Source organism: Leptospira hartskeerlii (assembly GCF_002811475.1).
In the GTDB taxonomy this organism is placed as follows: domain Bacteria; phylum Spirochaetota; class Leptospiria; order Leptospirales; family Leptospiraceae; genus Leptospira_B; species Leptospira_B hartskeerlii.
On sequence record NZ_NPDL01000002.1, the window covers coordinates 1 to 14,457 of the forward strand.

The window sequence follows — 14,457 nt, forward strand, 5'->3', positions numbered from 1 at the left end:
AGAAAATCCGATTTTTTAGGAAAAACGGAATTTTTTTTCGGATTTGGGTCTTGACCTTCCCACTATTGGAAGGTTATGTTTATGAATATCGGAGAAGTTGCCAAATTATCCGGAGTAAACCCGAAATTGGTCCGGCATTATGAGTCCATCGGATTGGTGTCCAAGCCCATTCGTGCAGAATCCGGATACAGATTGTATTCGGAAAAAGACATACACACATTGAGATTTATCAAAAGAGCAAGAGGCCTTGGATTTTCCTTAGCTGAGATCAAGCAACTATTGGGACTTTGGAAGAATAAATCCAGGGCAAGTGCTCAAGTAAAATCTTTGGCTATGACTCATGTAAAAGAAATGCGGGCCAAAATTTTAGAGTTACAATCTATGTGCGATACGCTTACTCATTTAGCAAAACATTGTCATGGAGATCACAGACCGGATTGTCCTATCTTGGAAGAGTTAGAAGGAGAATAGGCCCCTTCAAACTCTTTTAGCTTCTTGAGAGAAAGACGAATGAAGTAGAAAGAAACGGCTACCGAAACTACTGCAGAGATAAAGAACATACTTTTTGGTCCGGAATAAAACCAGATCAACCCGCCTAGATTACTCGCTATCAATGCGGCAATACTATTCAAACCCGCAAATGTTCCGATAGCGGAAGCTGAATCCGTCGTGGGAGTAATATTTGTGATCAATGCTTTGGAAATTCCTTCCGTGCTGGCAGCATAGATCCCATATAAAAAGAATAAGGAATAAAAATGGATTTTATTTTCCGCAAATGCCATCCCACCATACACAAAAGCAAATACAAATAAGCCGAAGATCAAAGTAGGTTTGAGTCCAATTTTGTCCGCTAAGACACCTGCAGGAAGAGAAAATAAAGCGTAAATTAAATTATAAAATATGTATATTCCGATTACTTGAGAATCTTCTAAACCTTTACTTTTTGCCATTAAAAGCAGGAAAAGATCGGAGCTATTCACTAGTCCGAAGAATAAAAGTCCGATCACTAATTTTTTATATGAGATCGGTGCATTCTTCCAATAGATAAAATAAGAGAGAAAATTCGATTTCTCTTGTGTTGCTAGTTTGGCTTTTTTATTTTCTTTTAGAAGACCCGAGATCAGAAATGCAGAAAGCCCCGGGATTGCCGCTATAAAAAATAGGACCGAATAATTCTCCGGATAAAAATACAAAAACACTAAAGCGAATGTTGGGCCGATCACCGCTCCTAAGGTATCCATAGAACGATGGAATCCGAAAACTGTACCTTTGGTTTCAGGCGTTGCCTCGTCTGAAAGTAATGCGTCTCTTGCACCGGTTCTGATCCCTTTACCCAATCGATCCATGGTCCTGGATAAAAAGATCCAAAGAGGAAAAGTGAAAAATCCCATAATCGGTTTGGAGACAGCGCTTAATAGATATCCGAACTGAACATAAGGAACTCTCTTACCGTTTTGGTCCGAGAGTTTTCCGAAATATCCTTTGCTAAGTCCTGCTATCGCTTCTGCAAATCCTTCCAAGACTCCGATCAGGACTACGGAGAATCCTATACTTTTTAAATAAAGAGGCATGATCGGATATAACATCTCACTGGATACGTCCGTAAAAAGACTGATGAAGGAAAGTATCCAGACTGCTTTGGTGATTTTTTTCATTCTGCCCCTTTTTGATAAATGCTAGTTGTATTTCGAATAAAAAAGGATTTTTTATTAAAAGAATCTTATATATTTTGAGTATTATGGACGAACATTCTCATCACAAGCATAGCCATCAACCGGTAACGCAAAAAGTTTCCGAATCCGTAAAACCGTTCAGAAAAATAGAATATGTTTGTCCTATGCATCCTGAAATACGTCGAGACCAGCCGGGGGATTGTCCGATCTGTGGAATGACTTTGGTGCCTCAAGGAGGGGAGCCCGACTCTGATGCTGAAGATAAGGAGATCCGTTCTTTATTCGGTAAATTCGTATTATCCTCTATCTTGACGCTTCCTTTATTTTTTCTAGCGATGTCGGAGATGTTTTTTCCTCATTCCATTCATGAATTCACTTTCGGTTTTGGGGACCGTATACAATTCGTCTTATCTTCTCTGGTATTCTGGGGACCAGGATTCTTTTTAGTGAGAAAAGGTTTAATTTCCTTCAGGAGTATGAATCTGAACATGTACAGCCTGATCCTAATAGGAGTAGGTGCGGCTTACTTATTCTCCACTGCGGCTCTCTTCTTTTCCGATTTTTTTCCAGACTCTCTTCATTCTCACGGTAAGACTGCCTTATATTTCGAGGCAGCTTCCGTTATTCTCACCTTAGTTATATTAGGCGAATACCTTCAAGCCAGAGCCCAGAGAAGGACTGGAGGCGCAATCCAGGCTTTATTAGGATTATCTCCTAAAACTGCTCATTTACTCGAAGGAAATTCGGAAAGAGAGATCAAAATAGATGAGATCCGTGTGGGAGATAGACTTAGAGTTAAGCCTGGAGAAAAAATTCCCATTGACGGTAAGATAGAAGAAGGTTCCAGCTATGTGGAAGAGTCTATGCTGACTGGGGAACCTCTTCCCGTAAAAAAAGAAAAAGGGGATCGTGTATTCGGTGCTACCATAAATCAAACAGGAAGCTTTGTTTTGAGAGCGGATAAGATAGGCTCTGAAACAGCACTATCACAAATCATTCATATGGTGGAAGAAGCTCAGAGAAGTAAGGCACCTATTCAAGGTTTGGCGGATCGTGTGGCAGGTTGGCTTGTTCCTTTTGTTCTTTTGATCTCTGTGATTACTTTTTGCATTTGGTATTTTTTCGGTCCGGAGCCTTCTCTTCCTTATGCTATTTTAAATTCATTATCCGTTCTGATTATCGCTTGTCCGTGTGCTTTGGGACTTGCAACTCCTATTTCCGTAATGGTGGGAGTAGGCATTGGAGCTCAAAATGGAATATTAATACGAAATGCGGAAGCATTGGAAAAAACGGAGAAGGGAACGGTTCTATTTACGGATAAGACCGGAACATTAACGGAAGGGCGCCCTAGAGTAACGGAAGTTTATCCGGAGAATGCGCAAATCTTAAAATTGGCCTCTGCTTTAGAATCAAGGAGCGAACATCCGATCGCTAAAGCAATCGTTCGTAAAGCGGAAGAGTCAAACGTTTATATCCCGGATGTAACCGATTTCTCTTCGATTACGGGTAACGGAGTGACCGGTAAAATAGAAGGCAAATCTGCATACGTTGGTAAGAAAAAATATTTAAACGTAAAAGAAATACCGGAAGATCTATTAAAGAAAGAAGAAGTTTTTTTAAACCAGGGAAAGACTGTAGTTTGGGTCGCCGAAGACGACAAATATTTAGGTATTATCTCAGTCACGGACCCGATTAAGGAGACCACTCCTAAAGCAGTTTCGGATATCGGATCTTTTGGAATAAGGATCGTAATGCTCACTGGGGATGCAAAAACTTCCGCGCAAAAAGTCGGAGACCAAATCGGAATAAAAGAAATCTATTCTGAATTAAGTCCGGAAGGGAAGAAGGAGATCGTAAAAGCGGCAAAAAAAGAAAACGAGGTCCTACTTGTAGCAGGCGACGGCATTAACGATGCTCCGGCGCTCTCCGAGTCGGATGTGGGGATCGCTATGGGATCCGGGACGGAAATTGCGATCCAAAGCGCGTCTATTACTTTGGTTAAAGGTGATCTATTAGGAATATCTAAAGCGATTCGTTTGAGCAAAGCGACTATGAATAATATAAAAATGAACTTATTCTTTTCATTCGCTTATAATTTTCTGGGAATACCGATCGCTGCAGGACTATTATATCCTTTTTTCGGGATATTACTTTCTCCAATGATAGCAGGAGCAGCAATGAGTTTGAGTTCTGTTTCCGTAGTGATGAACGCACTTCGTTTGAGAAAGACTGAATTATGATCCTTCAGGCGTAAATGGATCAAAAACTTTTAGGAGTCTCCCCAAGAAGGATCTTAGTCCTTAACCAAAGGGGGATAATCCTTCCGATACGAGTGGCAAACGCGGTTCCAAAGGGAAAACGATTTTCTTTCCATTCTTTTTGGAAACCTTTTAAAATGAAAGCCGCGGCCTCTTCTTCGCTGATTTGATTGGGTGCAGGTATTCCATCGTTTTTTACAGCTTCTGTGTCCACAAAACCCGGATGTAAGGTTTGGATCCTAATATGTTTGAACCCGAAATGTTCCAACTCCATCCTTGCGGTTTCTAAGAATAGACGTGCAGCTCCTTTGGAAGCGGTGTAATCTCCTTGCATCGGTATTCCGAAATAAGTCGCCAAAGAATTCATATGAGAGATCATACAGGTTTCTTTTTGTTTTTTCATCTGGCGCATAAGTGGTACATAAAAGTTAATTAAAGAACCGTAATTTATGTTCATACAATCTAGGATTGTCTTGGCGGTTGCCGTTAATGTGTTTGAAGGGGGACCGATCCCAATATTAAGTAAAGCGATGTCGATCTTACCGTATTTTTTTACAATCTCTTGTACTACGAATTCCGCGTGAGCTTCATCCCTTCCGTCTCCTGCAAAAGTAATACATTCACTTCCTTGTTTTATGATCTCTTGAGAGACCTGTTCTAGGAGACTTTCTCTTCTTGCGGTTAGTATGATCTTGTTCTGGAATTTAGCCAGGGCCAATGCGGTTGCTCTACCTATTCCGGAGGAAGCTCCGGTGATTAAGATCACTTTATTTTTATAATCCATTTGACTCCGAGGCGAAGGAAAATAATTAAATATAATGCGAGCATTTGCTCACATTTGTAAAGCAAAATCTTGACCCAGCCAGGGATGCGAAAGGCACGAGCGTCCTAGCGCGTAAGGACAGATAGCTGATAGTTTCGGCATGTCCTCGGTCACGCCTCCGGCTATCTCGGACTTGCTTACTCCTCATAGGTCGTTCGCAAAGGCGGATCAAAAACTTTTAAGATAGTGGCTTTTTGTCTTTGTCGAAGAACTTTTTGTGGATTAGGTCTTGTATGAGATCTTTGTCTTCTTCGGAAAGGCTGATGAAGATTACGTTCGCTTTTTTTCCGGAGACTCTGATTACTTCCGATTCAAGTTCCATGTTTTTGCCGTTGATATTTCCGAACAGGATGATCCTGTCTCCTTCGAAAACGGAAGTGCGAGTCTCTATGCCTGCTCCTCCAGTTCCTATATCAACGATGAATACAGGAAATCTTTGGGTCTTACCCTTGACTATAAAATCACCATCAATGGTGATCTTGACGCGAGCGTTCTTCCTCTTCTGTTGAGAAGGGTCCCGGTATTCGTATTTGTCGTCGAAAAGGGAATTAGTGCCCGCCATACGACAATCATGCAGAAGTTCGAAATTCAGTCAAAGTGAAATTGTAATCTTCTTCAGCTCCCTCTTCACAAGGCTGAGAATTCTTGTAAGAGAAATAAACAGAAGCTCCATCTAAAACAATTAAAGTCCTGGAAACGGAATGTGCGTCTCTTCTGTGCATACAAGGGGATAGAGCGCCTTGCTCCGGTAGATGCGAAGATAAGAAAGCCTTAGCAATGTTTGTAAAGCCTACGGCATTCGGAAGGGAAGAAGGACGAAAATTTGCATCGAAGGTTTCTCTTCTGACTACCTGGGCTTTCGGCCCTTGTGTAAAAGAACTTCCGAATACTGTAAATGTTTCAGAGTCTGTTTCTGTTTGGTAAGTCTTGCCGTCCCAGATAAAAATTTCGGTCTTCTCTTTGCTTACCTTGAATAGTTTGAATGGATAATATTTTTCCAGCTCAGAGTCTGTATAAGATTCAGGTGTTCTTTGTCCAAGTAGAATGGAGCGGACTAGTAGTCCTCTGCTCACAGGATTACGCAGCAATTTTAAAGTAGCTTCGTAGTAATTTAATAGGCAGATGATTTCTCCGGTTTGGGAAACCCCGATCCAGGTACCTCCTGCTTCTCCGTCGATTGGAGCGATCGCTTTTCCTAAATCGGATTCGAGTAGTTGTGGAGAAAGAGAAGGCTTTCTTTTGAAAGACTCGTCTCGATTAAATCCGACTCCAAGTATACCTTTGCTTGGATCTCTATATATCAAGGAAGTGCACATTTTATTTTCCTACGCTCAGGAAGAAATCCACTCTTTCGTTCCGATCTACTTCGTAAGCTCCGTTGCCTGGGATCAAAGGTAATGTTTCTCCATAACCTCTGTATCTATATCTTCCGAATTCATAATCTTTTCCGAATAAGGATTGGAATACCTTCTTCGCTTTTTCTTCGGAAGCTCTTAGATTGTATTCGTCATCTCCTCTATGAGATGTGTGGATCTGCAACTCTGCTTTGTATCCGGGAAATTTACTTAAGACAGATTTTAGTTTAGAAGGTAATGTCCACCATTTATCTTCATAGATGCGATTCGGAACGGAGAATCTGAACCCGTCTTTTTCTTTTACGACTAGAATATCAGTTTTGATATCTCCTAGTTCTAATTCTTCTTCTCCGCCGAACACGTCTTTGTAGGAGAGAACAAATCTGAGCTCTGCAAGAGATCCGATTTTTCTGCCCTGATCGTCCAGTCCGTACCAAATCAACTTGTCTGGGCCGTTCCCGGTCCCGGTCCAGCTTCGGACGATCCTCTCTTCTTGTTTGTCCCCGTCGTAGTATGATTCCATAATATTGATCTTCCAGGACACGATTGGAAGCCCCTTGGATCTTAGACGGATCTCAACCAAGTCTTTTTGCCAATCTCCATCAGGAGTAAATCCACCGGGAGAAACATCGTAGGAGAATTTTGGTCTATGGTCTGAGAGAAGGAATTTTTTAGGAATACTTGTGTATTTGTCGTATCTATTGTATACCGTTAGACGATATAGATAAGTTCCGGGACCTAACGGTTTATTTTCCTTGTTTTTTGGCTCCCAGAGCAGTTCGGCGGGAGGCTCTCCTAGTGATTTTTGGGAGAAAACTATATTATCTTCTTTTGCTTCGTTCTTAAAAATTTCCAATTCATACGAATCGGATTTAAGTTTAGAAGAAACGTATGAGTTAAACTTAATGCGATTTAAAGGGTTGCTTGGATCGGAAGGGAATAGATCTCCCTCTACATTTAAATCTACTCCGGAAGAATCATTTTTGACCGTCAGGTTTTCGATTTTGTCTATGGATTCGTTTCCTGCAGGATCTCTACCTGTGAGTTTGTATGTATATAAACCGGGAGGGACCGGTCTGCCGTTGGAGTCCGTTCCATCCCATACAAGTTGGAAAGGAACTTCTCTATATCTCCAGGTATAAGCTTTTAGGGACCTGCCTTCAAAATCTAGAAATTCTCCGATAAATATATCCGCAGATTCTCCGGAGGCTTTTTGTTGTATGATGATCTTGGATAAATTCCTGTCTTCGCTTAATAATAACCTGATTTTGCAATTTGCTTCTGCTTTGGGAGGTCTTGCATCCAGATAAAATGTAGACTCTTCGGAGAGGATCCTTTCTTTATTTGCAGTGAGCAAAAATAACTGATAGGTATAATATCCATCTCCAACCGGAATTCCATTCTCATTTTCTCCATCCCATTCCAGGATAGAAGGCAGATAAATATCTTCCGGGGCGAATTCATTCTCATCTGAAAAAAGTGTGAATCCTTTTTTGCGGATCTTTCCTGCTTCGAATTTTCGGACAGTTTCTCCGGAGGCGCTTCTGATCGTTAATTCCCAGTCCTGTAGTTTTGGCAAAGATGAAGTTTGTATCTTGAAACGTAGAATGTCGGAGATGCCGTCCCAGTTCGGAGAGAAGGAGCCGGATTCCGTGCTGATAAGTGAATTTGCGGAAACCGAATAGGAGAGCAAAACTCCTAAGAGACCTAAAAAAGGAAAAAGTTTTCCGAACATGCTACTAGAAAATTCCTTCCGAGAAAAAATGCACTTATGTTTTATCCTCTAGTTTTCTGTTACGGATCGATCCCAAATGAGTCCCAGCATCGGTGACCTTGGATTTTTCGGTGTAACGTTTTAAAGCAAATGTGACCGAAGCAAATGCGATCTCTTCCCAAGGGATTTCTTCCGGAGAGAATAATTTTACTTCTTCGGATTCAGGACTTTCCGAAAAAAGTCCATCTACTAAGTTTGCGAGAAAGAACATATAAACTTGGCTGATATGAGGAATGCTGTATACGGAATGAAGTCGAATTATATCTATCTTCGCGTTTGCCTCTTCCGAGGTTTCTCTTGCGGCTCCTTCCTCTACAGTTTCTCGGTTTTCTAAAAATCCTGCCGGTAAGGTCCAGTATCCTTTTCTTGGTTCGATTGCACGTTTGCAGAGTAATATTTTTCCTTCCCAGACAGGGATGGTACCAACGATTACTTTTGGATTCTGGTAATGTATAGTTCCGCAGTTCTCACAAACATATCTTATGAGACTGTCTCCTTCCGGGACTTTTTGGATTACTTCAGAGCCGCAAACGCTGCAAAATTTCATGCTTTAGAAAACCTTCTCCAAGCCAGGATCGCTTCTAATAATAACCAAACGGTTAAAAAAATCAAAACTCCTCCAACTGTCGCGAGTAAGTAACTAGGAGACTTGGAGAATAAGAAATCGTAGAAGTTAATAACCATTGCCCAGAGAGTAGCGCCTAATACGAATATCATCGGTATAAAACTGATCCAGGTCTTTTTCTTAGAATACAGCAGATAGATTGAGATTACAAGCAAAGCCAAACCTGCTAATAACTGATTTGTGGTCCCAAATAGTTTCCAAAGCGCTAGGCCGGCTGTAGTCTTTTTACCTCCTTGGTCTATCTGTAAGAATGCAAAAAAACCGATTGCAACACAGGCAATGATGCTGGAAACATAACGATTTCCTAAAGTTTTTTTAATCGTTTCCGATCTGAAACTTTCCGCAATTTCTTCTATATTATATCTTAACAATCTAGTCGCAGAATCCAGTGAAGTTAACGCAAAACTCACGACAACTAACGCGATGAAACCTTGTGCAAAACTTTCGTCAAAACCTAATTGAGAGATAAATCTTCCTGTTCCGTAGATATAAGCTCCTACGGAAGGCGCTAAACCTTGGATCCCGGACCAAGATTTATAGAAAGAAGACCATTCTCCTGCGGATGCAAAACCGATCGTGCAGGCGACAACTGATGTAAGACCTAAAAGGGATTCGCCGATCATTCCACCGTATCCGATCACTCTTGCGTCTATTTCTCTATCCAATTGTTTTGCAGTGGTTCCGGAACTTACCAAAGCGTGGAAACCGGAAACTGCACCGCAAGCAATCGTGATAAACACGAATGGAATAATGTCCATATCCACTTTTTCAGTGCGGATCGCTTCCGCGTTAAAAGAAGAAAATTCTCCGAAGATGCTGCCCTTCACAAAGCCGAAATAGATAGCGATGATCCCTAAATATAATAAAAAGGAATTGATATAGTCCCTACTTTGGAGAAGCAGCCAAACCGGAGTCACAGACGCCAAAAAAGCATATGCAAGAAGTATAATTTTCCAGATCGGAACTCCCGGAGACTTATCAATATCGTTCAGACCTGTCCAGGAAAGAATGGAATCGTTCATTCCAAGCACCATTACTACTAAGGTGAGTGCCACGGAAGCAAACGTAAGAGGCCCAAGTTTCATTCCTTTTTTATAATGAAGCCAACCGACCAAAATTGCAAACACCATGATCCCTGCAGTAGGAATTACAGCTTCCGGAAAATGACTTCTGAGTTTTATCGGAGAAGAAGGAGTTTCTACCCTAACTTCGGAAGGATGCACATGGTCCTTGATACTCGGAGTAGTTTGAGTTTGTTCGATTTTAGGAGGAGACGCGATTGGAGGCTGCTTCAATTTGGGATCCGCAGAAAACATTTCCGCCAGAACGATCACGAACACACCCATTGCCAATGCGACTAAGAAAAAAATGATCGCATGAAATAAACTTCTCGCTCTTGGCCCTAAAAGATCCTGAGCAACTTGGCCTATTGATTTTCCTTGGTTACGAACGGAAACTACGATTGCTCCGAAATCATGTACGCAGCCGATGAAAATTCCACCGAATACCACCCAAAGCATTGCAGGCAACCATCCCCAGATCACTGCAACCGCAGGCCCTAAGATGGGAGCAAGCCCAGCGATAGAGGCATAATGGTGTCCGAATAGAACTGCAGGTTTTGTAGGAAGATAATCCACGCCATCGTTGAACTTATGGGCAGGAGTATCACCTACTGTGTCTTTGAGTTGGAAGATGGACTTGGATAAAAATCCGGAGTAAAACTTATAGCCTAAAAAATAAAGAGTGAAACAACCGAAAACCGCGAGAAGGGGTAACATGTGGGAAAAATCTCGTTTTATGCGGTCCGGATCAAATCTTTTTTCTCGGGAAAATGAATAGACAAACTCAGGTTCAGGCAGAGGGTCTAAGTATAGGTTCTCGCTTTGAACGCCCGTAGTTTCGATCAGGTCAAATCATCCTTAGAAGACGTAATCTTCGAATTACAGTCCGGGAGCAATGATTGTGAATGGTTCATTTCCTCCGAAAAACTGATCGAAATTTTAGAGATCCGACGAGAGGATTATTTTAAACTTCTATATACTCTTCGAGGAGAAAGGGAATATTCTTCCAAGGGTTCCCAAGGATTTACACAAGACAATGCGGATCTTCTCATATTATTATTGGAGAAGGTCCTAAAAATAGAAGGCTTGGCCTACGAATTTGCAAAGGGCGGAGTATATTTCGACGATGCCTATCTGGATGAGTTTCGCGCTTATTTGAAGGAAATCGTTCTTTCCAAATTAGAAAGACATGATCTGGACAAGGAACTTCTGCTTTTACTTATCTCTTCCACCAAAAAATTCGAAGACGCATTCGACTCATACTTCGACGATAAATTCGATGTGCAAAGATTAGTGGACAATGGGATCACTGAATTTTTGGACAGAAAAGGCTTTTCGGGAGATTACGGAGCTGATGTATTCTTAAGAAGTTATTTCTTTCAGATCTTAAATACAAAGTTATTCCCAATCCGCCAAATCACTTCAGAATACAGAGACCGCGCGTATTACGAAATTTTCGGAAGATTTAGAGAAGAAGAGAAAGAAAAGACTAAAAAGAAAAAATCCAACTTCCGCAAAAAATTCTCTTCGAAATCATTTTACGAAGATGAAGACGCAGAAACAAGAGAACATCGCGAATTTTTAGGTCTCTCCGAAGAATATTCGAAAGCTGAATTAAAAAATAAATACAAAGAGATGATCAAAAAATACCATCCGGACGTAAACAAAGAAGGTCTGGAAATGACACAAAGGATCATCGCTTCATATAACTTTTTAGTAATGAAAGATCGCTAATTAAGGATTTGTTTCCTTTCTTGGCAATACCTTCCATTGATGATCCGCTTTTATAATATTTCCCGGTACATCTTTTTCCCAAAAACCGTGAACCTTCTCGTTATAGTTTAAATATAACTTTCCGGAGACAATTTTCCAAGCTTTAGGATCAGTTTCGTAAGCTTCTCCGTCTCTCATTGCGTAAGCACAATAACCTCCATACTGAGGAGCGAAATTTTCGGGAGCCTTCTTAAAAGATTCCAAATTTTTTTCGGAAGAGAATTTCCAGTCTGCACCTTTCCAACGAAAACTGAATTTAGGATTTCCTTCTTTAGGTTTGGATTCCGTAAAATAAGCAACCGGATCGTAACCATGAATGGCGGTCTTTCCGTCTTGTTTGAAAACAGGATCCACGAGTTGTCTACCTGAGCAATCCAGGAGAATTAAAAATACGATCGGTAAAAAATACGACTTGTTCATGTATCCTTCTTCGGATCGAATCGAAATAGGTTACATCGGAGAATATATGTCTTCCATTGGAGTGGGCTTAAGAAAAGAACATTATCCTTATTTAAGAAAGGGTGAACCTGTCAAAATTTCTTGGTTCGAAGCAATCACCGAAAATTATATGGATACCCAAGGTCGTCCCTTGGAAATGTTGGAGTTCATCCGCAAAAATTTTCCAATCGCTTTACATGGAGTTTCCTTATCCATTCTGGGCGGAAGTTTTCCTAATAAAAAATATTTGGAAAGATGGAAAGAGCTCATCCATAGAATTGATCCGTTTTTAGTTTCGGATCATCTTTGCTGGACGGAACAATCCGGAAAGTATCTACATGATCTTTTGCCTTTTCCATTCACAAATGAATTTTTACAATTTGCGATAGATAGAACGCAGCAAGTCCAAGAAATTTTAGGTAGAAAGATCCTATTGGAGAATGTCTCCACTTATTTGAGTTTTCCTCAAAGCGAAATGACCGAATGGGAATTTATTTCCGAACTTTCTAAAAGAAGCGGCTGCGGAATTCTATTAGATATAAATAATATATATGTAAATTCGATCAACCATGGATTTTCCGCATTTACATATTTGGATTCTATTCCTTGGGAGAATGTGGGCCAGATCCATCTTGCCGGCCACACAGATACTGGAGAATTTCTATTCGATACTCATTCTAGGCCGGTTGCAAAAGAAGTATGGGATTTGTTCTCTTCCTTTTCGGATAAGATCCGAGGAATTCCAATCCTATTAGAATGGGACGAGGACATACCAAGTTTTCCCGAAATGGAAGCAGAAGCACTCAAAGCAAAATTCATACTGGAATCTGTGCCTAAATGAACCCGGAAGAATTCAGGAAAATTTTTTCGAGCACGCTTTTAGGAAAAGAAGAAGGTCCGCTATTGTTGGATTTCCTACTGCCTGGCGGGAAATTGGATGCTAATTCCGCGATCTCTGTTTATCAAAACGGTTACAGCGCCAGATTTACGGAAGCCTTGGGAGAAAAATACGAAACAGTTTGGAGAATCCTGGGAGACGAAGATTTTTTTGAAACAGCAAAGAGCTTCATTAAGGAGCACTCATCACATTCTTATAATATATCCGATTATGGAGAGAAATTCCCGGACTTTTTAAAGAAGAATTTTCCGGAACATCCAGTGTTGGCACAGATTGCCGATTTTGAACTTTATGTTTTTAGGATATTCCATCTTTCTAAAAATGAAGGAACCGACTTACAAAACGGTTTGCACCAAGGAGAAACGGAAGATCTAAAAGTTGTTTTTCATTCTTCTATCTTATTTTTAGAATATTCGTATCCGGTATATCAGTTATGGAAGTCCGAAGACCAGGAAGATCTTCCTCAATTTTTAAAGGAAAAAAAACAATATTTGGTCTTAGGAAAAAAAGGGTCGGATCTATTTGTTTCGGAGATCGAAGAATGGGAATGGTCCTTCGGTAAAAGTTTGCACGAAGGAAAAAGTATTTTAGGATCTTTGAAAATTTGCGGAAGCCCTCCGAAAGGACTCGGATCTATTTCCGAATTCCTTTCGGGAATGACCAGAAATGGTTTGGTCATTCAGGTTAGCTCTTGAATGTACCTTTTTTGGAATCACATTCTTTTTTGGTAAGAGAGATCCAGCCTTCTCCTTTGCAGGAATTTTTTCCAGCACAGCTATGGCCTTTTCCTCCACAATCTCCGGTTCCTTTACAGGAATTGATCCCGTAACATTCTCCTTTTGGTTCTTCCGTCTTTGCCTCTTTCTTTTCTGCCATCACTCCTGTGGTAAATAAACCGGTAAGAGCAGCTCCTATAATCATACTTTTGGTTAGATCGTTCATGTTTTCGTTTCTCCAGACGACTTAATCGAGATCGGACTTATATTATTCGATCTGTTTTCATTTCGCAGAGAAAAGTAGAAGGTTACGTGTAAAAAAGGGGAAAGGGAAGAATGTGGGAAGATATCAGAAGATCGGGACCTTCTTCGAAAGCCCCGATCGTATAAAGTATTATTCTGGAAGTGCTTCGCCTTCGATACGGATAGAAACTTCTTCACCGATCAGAAGTCCGCCTTTTTCCAAAGGTTTGTTCCAAGCGATATCGAAATCTGCTCTTTTGATCTTAGTTTCCGCTTCGAAACCTAGGTGAGTGTTTCCCCACGGGTCTTTTGCAGAACCGGCAAATTTAACTTCAAGAGTAATCGGTTTAGTAACTCCTTTGATAGTCAATTCTCCTTGGATCTTGGAAACTCCGCCTTTTTTAACGGTCGCTTTTTTAGCTTTGAAAGTAAGAGAAGGATGATCTTCTACATTGAAGAAATCTTTTCCTTTCAAATGTCCGTCTCTTTTCTCATCGTTAGTGTGAATGGAAGCTGCTTTGATGGTTACGTCCAGGTCGGTAAGAGTGCCGGTAGCTTCGTCATAACCGAATTTTCCGCTGAAGTCTTTAAAACTTCCGGATACGTTAGAAATGGTAAGGTGTTTGATCTTGAAGCCAACGCCGGTGTGAGCGTTATCTAATTTGAAATTTCCGGCTTGAAGGCTGCCGAAAGTTAAAAGTACCAGAAGGCTAGGGATCAGATAAAGTTTCGTTTTCACGAGTGATTTTCTCCTTTGAGAATGTTTGGGTTTTAGACTGATCTCCTGGTGTAATTATCTAAATTACAAGTAAAAATACAA

At 40.8% G+C, this 14,457-nt stretch carries 15 protein-coding genes; 5 read left to right on the forward strand and 10 right to left on the reverse strand.

Annotation, left to right across the window (positions count from 1 at the left end):
• The first annotated feature begins 81 nt into the window (after positions 1–81).
• Positions 82–471 carry a Cu(I)-responsive transcriptional regulator gene (gene cueR, locus CH352_RS02840; protein ID WP_100705745.1) on the forward strand — a complete coding sequence of 130 codons (390 nt, stop codon included), beginning with the start codon at positions 82–84 and terminating at the stop codon, positions 469–471.
• On the opposite strand, the gene CH352_RS02845 is transcribed toward cueR, so the two are convergent.
• Positions 426–1,655 (reverse strand): MFS transporter, encoded by a 1,230-nt coding sequence (locus CH352_RS02845; protein ID WP_100705744.1) that lies wholly within the window; start codon positions 1,653–1,655, stop codon positions 426–428. The two genes, cueR and CH352_RS02845, sit on opposite strands and share 46 nt — an antisense overlap.
• Before the next feature lie 83 nt (positions 1,656–1,738).
• On the opposite strand from CH352_RS02845, the gene CH352_RS02850 reads away from it, so the two are divergent.
• Positions 1,739–3,913 (forward strand): copper-transporting P-type ATPase, encoded by a 2,175-nt coding sequence (locus tag CH352_RS02850; RefSeq protein ID WP_100705743.1) that lies wholly within the window; start codon positions 1,739–1,741, stop codon positions 3,911–3,913.
• A gap of 19 nt (positions 3,914–3,932) precedes the next feature.
• Here the strand turns inward: CH352_RS02850 and CH352_RS02855 are convergent, their stop codons facing one another.
• The 6 genes from CH352_RS02855 to CH352_RS02880 form a co-directional block, all read right to left on the reverse strand.
• On the reverse strand, positions 3,933–4,715 hold the full coding sequence (locus tag CH352_RS02855; protein WP_100705742.1) for an SDR family NAD(P)-dependent oxidoreductase: 783 nt from the start codon (positions 4,713–4,715) through the stop codon (positions 3,933–3,935).
• 217 nt (positions 4,716–4,932) lie between these two features.
• On the reverse strand, positions 4,933–5,316 hold the full coding sequence (locus CH352_RS02860) for a PilZ domain-containing protein (protein ID WP_100705741.1): 384 nt from the start codon (positions 5,314–5,316) through the stop codon (positions 4,933–4,935).
• 7 nt (positions 5,317–5,323) lie between these two features.
• The gene (locus tag CH352_RS02865) at positions 5,324–6,070 is read right to left on the reverse strand and encodes an NRDE family protein (RefSeq protein ID WP_100705740.1); all 747 of its coding nucleotides are present in this window, start codon (positions 6,068–6,070) and stop codon (positions 5,324–5,326) included.
• Position 6,071: 1 nt separating this feature from the next.
• Entirely contained in the window at positions 6,072–7,844 is a 1,773-nt protein-coding gene (gene lsa66 / locus CH352_RS02870) for a fibronectin-binding adhesin Lsa66 (RefSeq protein ID WP_100705739.1), read from the reverse strand.
• Between the two features lie 34 nt (positions 7,845–7,878).
• Complete coding sequence (locus CH352_RS02875; RefSeq protein ID WP_100705738.1) at positions 7,879–8,430, reverse strand: NUDIX hydrolase; 552 nt, start codon at positions 8,428–8,430, stop codon at positions 7,879–7,881.
• Positions 8,427–10,286, reverse strand: coding sequence for a carbon starvation CstA family protein (locus CH352_RS02880; protein ID WP_100705737.1), 1,860 nt, complete (start codon positions 10,284–10,286; stop codon positions 8,427–8,429). The genes CH352_RS02875 and CH352_RS02880 overlap by 4 nt, the downstream gene beginning before the upstream one ends.
• A gap of 105 nt (positions 10,287–10,391) precedes the next feature.
• Between CH352_RS02880 and CH352_RS02885 the strand changes: the two genes are divergently transcribed.
• Positions 10,392–11,303 (forward strand): DnaJ domain-containing protein, encoded by a 912-nt coding sequence (locus CH352_RS02885; RefSeq protein ID WP_100705736.1) that lies wholly within the window; start codon positions 10,392–10,394, stop codon positions 11,301–11,303.
• Here CH352_RS02885 and CH352_RS02890 read toward each other — a convergent pair whose 3' ends face one another.
• Positions 11,304–11,762 (reverse strand): YHS domain-containing (seleno)protein, encoded by a 459-nt coding sequence (locus tag CH352_RS02890; RefSeq protein WP_100705735.1) that lies wholly within the window; start codon positions 11,760–11,762, stop codon positions 11,304–11,306.
• Between the two features lie 46 nt (positions 11,763–11,808).
• Between CH352_RS02890 and bufB the strand changes: the two genes are divergently transcribed.
• Both bufB and CH352_RS02900 read left to right on the forward strand, forming a co-directional pair.
• A complete protein-coding gene (gene bufB, locus CH352_RS02895) occupies positions 11,809–12,621 on the forward strand; it encodes an MNIO family bufferin maturase (protein WP_100705781.1) in 813 nt (270 codons plus the stop codon).
• Positions 12,618–13,373 carry an HvfC/BufC N-terminal domain-containing protein gene (locus tag CH352_RS02900; protein WP_100705734.1) on the forward strand — a complete coding sequence of 252 codons (756 nt, stop codon included), beginning with the start codon at positions 12,618–12,620 and terminating at the stop codon, positions 13,371–13,373. The genes bufB and CH352_RS02900 overlap by 4 nt, the downstream gene beginning before the upstream one ends.
• Here the strand turns inward: CH352_RS02900 and bufA2 are convergent.
• Positions 13,363–13,620: a BufA2 family periplasmic bufferin-type metallophore gene (bufA2, locus tag CH352_RS02905; RefSeq protein ID WP_100705733.1), complete on the reverse strand. Its 258-nt coding sequence runs from the start codon at positions 13,618–13,620 to the stop codon at positions 13,363–13,365. The two genes, CH352_RS02900 and bufA2, sit on opposite strands and share 11 nt — an antisense overlap.
• Positions 13,621–13,788: 168 nt before the next feature.
• Complete coding sequence (locus CH352_RS02910) at positions 13,789–14,376, reverse strand: YceI family protein (RefSeq protein ID WP_100705732.1); 588 nt, start codon at positions 14,374–14,376, stop codon at positions 13,789–13,791.
• Positions 14,377–14,457: the final 81 nt, after the last annotated feature.

Excerpts from the sequence above, each read along its gene's own strand:
- cueR (WP_100705745.1), top strand. The coding sequence starts at position 82 with ATGAATATCGGAGAAGTTGCCAAATTATCCGGAGTAAACCCGAAATTG.
- CH352_RS02845 (WP_100705744.1), bottom strand. The coding sequence starts at position 1,655 with ATGAAAAAAATCACCAAAGCAGTCTGGATACTTTCCTTCATCAGTCTT.
- CH352_RS02850 (WP_100705743.1), top strand. The coding sequence starts at position 1,739 with ATGGACGAACATTCTCATCACAAGCATAGCCATCAACCGGTAACGCAA.
- CH352_RS02855 (WP_100705742.1), bottom strand. The coding sequence starts at position 4,715 with ATGGATTATAAAAATAAAGTGATCTTAATCACCGGAGCTTCCTCCGGA.
- CH352_RS02860 (WP_100705741.1), bottom strand. The coding sequence starts at position 5,316 with ATGGCGGGCACTAATTCCCTTTTCGACGACAAATACGAATACCGGGAC.
- CH352_RS02865 (WP_100705740.1), bottom strand. The coding sequence starts at position 6,070 with ATGTGCACTTCCTTGATATATAGAGATCCAAGCAAAGGTATACTTGGA.
- lsa66 (WP_100705739.1), bottom strand. The coding sequence starts at position 7,844 with ATGTTCGGAAAACTTTTTCCTTTTTTAGGTCTCTTAGGAGTTTTGCTC.
- CH352_RS02875 (WP_100705738.1), bottom strand. The coding sequence starts at position 8,430 with ATGAAATTTTGCAGCGTTTGCGGCTCTGAAGTAATCCAAAAAGTCCCG.
- CH352_RS02880 (WP_100705737.1), bottom strand. The coding sequence starts at position 10,286 with ATGTTACCCCTTCTCGCGGTTTTCGGTTGTTTCACTCTTTATTTTTTA.
- CH352_RS02890 (WP_100705735.1), bottom strand. The coding sequence starts at position 11,762 with ATGAACAAGTCGTATTTTTTACCGATCGTATTTTTAATTCTCCTGGAT.
- bufB (WP_100705781.1), top strand. The coding sequence starts at position 11,809 with ATGTCTTCCATTGGAGTGGGCTTAAGAAAAGAACATTATCCTTATTTA.
- CH352_RS02900 (WP_100705734.1), top strand. The coding sequence starts at position 12,618 with ATGAACCCGGAAGAATTCAGGAAAATTTTTTCGAGCACGCTTTTAGGA.
- bufA2 (WP_100705733.1), bottom strand. The coding sequence starts at position 13,620 with ATGAACGATCTAACCAAAAGTATGATTATAGGAGCTGCTCTTACCGGT.